Source organism: Amycolatopsis sp. ATCC 39116 (assembly GCF_000231075.2).
Lineage (GTDB): Bacteria > Actinomycetota > Actinomycetes > Mycobacteriales > Pseudonocardiaceae > Amycolatopsis_E > Amycolatopsis_E tucumanensis.
Window position 1 is genome coordinate 1 of record NZ_AFWY03000111.1, and the last position, 2,974, is coordinate 2,974.

Sequence of the window (2,974 nt, forward strand, 5' to 3'; positions counted from 1 at the left end):
GAACTTCGCGACCAGGGCGGCGCAACCGCGCCAGCCCACGCACCCCCAGCTACGGCGCCAACAGCTCCCACGACTTCGCCACCAGGGCGGCCCAACCCCGCCAGCCCCGCGCACTCCGCCCCTACGGCGCCAACAGCTCCCAGGACTTCGCCACCAGGGCGGCCCAACCGCACCAGCCAGCCCCAAACACCCACCCCTACGGCGCCAGCAACTCCCACGACTTCGCCGCCGGGGCGGCCTGCTGCCCTGCCTCGCAGCTGGGCCGGAAGTCGCACCAGGCGCAGCGGCGGTCGGGGCGTGCGGGGAACACCGCGTCGGCGTCGGCGCCTGCGTCCAGCGTATCCGTGGCCAGCCGGACCTCCTCGGCGGTCTCCTCGGCGCGGCGCAGGTGCCGCTGCAGGCTCTCCGGCGTGTGCGTCGCCTCCGCGACCGTGCCGCTGGGCAGGTGGTGCAGCTCGACCTTGCGACACGGCCGCCGCAGGGTGCGCTCGGCCGCGACCGCGTACATCGCCAGCGCCTGGGAACTGCGGGCCTCGTACTCGTCCGGCGCGCGGCGGCCGGTCTTGTAGTCGACGATCACCAGCTCACCGCCGCGCTGGTCGATCCGGTCCGCGCGCCCCTCGATGATCATCGACGCGGGCTGCCCGGGCTCCGGGTTCACCGGCGCGGACACCCACCGCTCGATGCCGACCGGGTCGCTGGTCACGTCGTGGTGCTCGACGTACTCGGCGACCCACTCCTTGGCGCGGGCGCGGTACGTCGCGGCCTGGTCGGCGTCGGCGAACCCGCCGTCCTGCCAGTGCTCCGAAAGCAGCGCCGCGGCACGCTCCGGCGTGCGCCGCGCCGGCGGCACGTCGAACAACGCACGCAACGCGTTGTGCACGACCGCGCCCAGGGTGCTGTGCGCCCACGGGCCGGTGCGCTGCGGGGTCGGCCGGTCGAGGTAGGCCATCCGGTACCGACGCGGGCAGTCCGCGAAGGTGGCCAGTCGCGCCGGACTCACCTTCGTCAACCGCCGCGGCTGGACCGCGAACTCGAACCCCAGTTGCTCCACGTCCACTACCGTACGCACCACCCCCGACACTTTCGGCTCCGCCCACGGCCCGCGGCGCATATGATCTGGGCGGTTGGCATTCGGAGCAGGGGGCAATGCGTGTTGACGTTCGAAACGGCGCCGGCCGAACTCGACATCCTCGACGAGGAGCTGGGCCTCGGGAGGTTCGTCTACCCGCACCGGATCCCGTTCGTCAGCGGGACCCGGTCCGAGCGCGCCGAGCAGCGGCAGCGCGTGTTCGACCACTGGCACCGCCTCGGGCGCATGTCGCGTGACCGGCTGCGCGGCGAGTTCGAGGACCTGCTGCGGCTGTGGGCGCGGCCGGACGTCCTCGTCACCCAGGTCGTGGCCGAGCTGACGCGCGACGAGAAGGTCCTGTCGCGCGGCGGCTGGAGCGGCGAGCGCGGTGTGCTGAGCCGCCAGAGCGGCGACAACGTCAGGTTCGCCGAGCTGCGCGCGGGCCAGGTGCTCCCGCAACTGCTCGAACCGCTGCCGGAGGTGCCGCCGGTGCGCATCGCGCCGGTGACCTACGTGTCGCAGGCGCGCGGCGGGGGCGAGCTGTTCGGCGGCGAGCCGCCGCGGGAGAAGCGCGTGGCGGACCGGTACTTCGCGGCGCCCCCGCTGCGCGCCGGGGTGGTTTCGTGCTCGGTCCGCGGGGTGGACGCGGGCCGTCTGACCTGGTTCGACACCCCGGACGGCCGGTTCTTCACCACGGTGGAGCAACTGCCCGACGGCGCGCAGCGGCACACTTTCACGCCCGCCGACCGGGCCCGCATCGGCCAGTGGGTGCGCGACCACGTCAACCAGCACCTGACCGCGGCGAATCGTTGACACCAGGGGAGGAAGTCATGACGCAGCCCGACAACGGGTACTCGCGGCGCCGGTACGAGTCGGAGGTCTACGCCGACACCGCGGGCAAGTCCGCGGGCAAGTTCTTCGGCCCGGACGCCGAGCAGGTCGCGGGCGACTACTCGGTCAAGTCCGGCCAGATCTACACGCGGAAGCTGCAGGCCGAGGGCGGCGGGTACCGCGACGGGCTGCCGCCGTCGGACCACATCTACGAGAGCATGCCGCACCAGAAGCTGAAGGACATGGTCACCGAGGGCGTTTCCCCCGAGGAGGTCGACGAGCAGGGCATCATCGTCAACGACCTCGGCAACGCGTTCGGCGAGATGGCCTCCACGCTCCGGCAGGGGGTCGCCAAGGAGCAGGCCGGCTGGCAGGGCGACGGCGCGAACACCGCCTTCGGCTACTTCAACACCCTCGCGACCTGGGCGGACAGCTCGAAGGACGCGGCGTTCCTGTCGGCGAACCGCTATTCGCAGACCTCCGCGGCGCTCTCCCAGGCCCGCAACAGCATGCCGGAGCCCGCAGGCAAGTCGGTCGACGAGTCGATCGCTGCCGCCCGGCAGCAGCTCGCGAGCGGTGACTGGGAGGGCGCCAGCGCCACCATGAACGACATGCAGAACCAGGCCGCGCTGCAGCACCAGGCCCAGCTGGAGGCCGCGGCGGTGGTGGCGCAGCGGGACGTGATGCTGCACGCCGGCGGTTCGACCCAGCCCGTGTACGCCACGCCGACCACGCAGCCCGACACCGGCGCCGCCACCAGCCCGACGTTCGCCGCCAACGACAACACGACGGCGTCCAGCTCGGGCGGCGTCGGGCCGATGGGCGGCGCGCCGGGCGGGGTGCGGACCACCGGGAGCATCGCGCCGCCGACGACGCCGCTGCCCGGGATCGGCACGGCCACGGGCGCCTCGCCGACCCCCGGCTTCACCGACCACGCCGGTGGCTGGAGCCGCTCCCCTGCCGCGACGGTGCCTGGCAGCTCGGGGCTGTCGGGCGGTGCGGGCATGATGCCGGTCGCGCCGGGCCAGGGCGACCAGACGCGCACGTCACCGCGCCCCGGTTCGGGCTCCG

Annotated in this window: 3 protein-coding genes; 2 read left to right on the forward strand and 1 reads right to left on the reverse strand. The window is 73.5% G+C overall.

Going from position 1 to position 2,974, the window contains the following annotated elements; translation table 11 throughout:
* Positions 1–196: 196 nt before the first annotated feature.
* Complete coding sequence (locus AMY39116_RS0341645) at positions 197–1,054, reverse strand: PD-(D/E)XK nuclease family protein (protein ID WP_027936708.1); 858 nt, start codon at positions 1,052–1,054, stop codon at positions 197–199.
* Positions 1,055–1,153: 99 nt separating this feature from the next.
* On the opposite strand from AMY39116_RS0341645, the gene AMY39116_RS0341650 reads away from it, so the two are divergent.
* The gene (locus AMY39116_RS0341650) at positions 1,154–1,885 is read left to right on the forward strand and encodes an ESX secretion-associated protein EspG (protein WP_020423518.1); all 732 of its coding nucleotides are present in this window, start codon (positions 1,154–1,156) and stop codon (positions 1,883–1,885) included.
* 17 nt (positions 1,886–1,902) lie between these two features.
* Positions 1,903–2,974 (forward strand): hypothetical protein (locus AMY39116_RS0341655; RefSeq protein ID WP_020423519.1); only part of this gene is annotated, 1,072 nt, incomplete at its 3' end.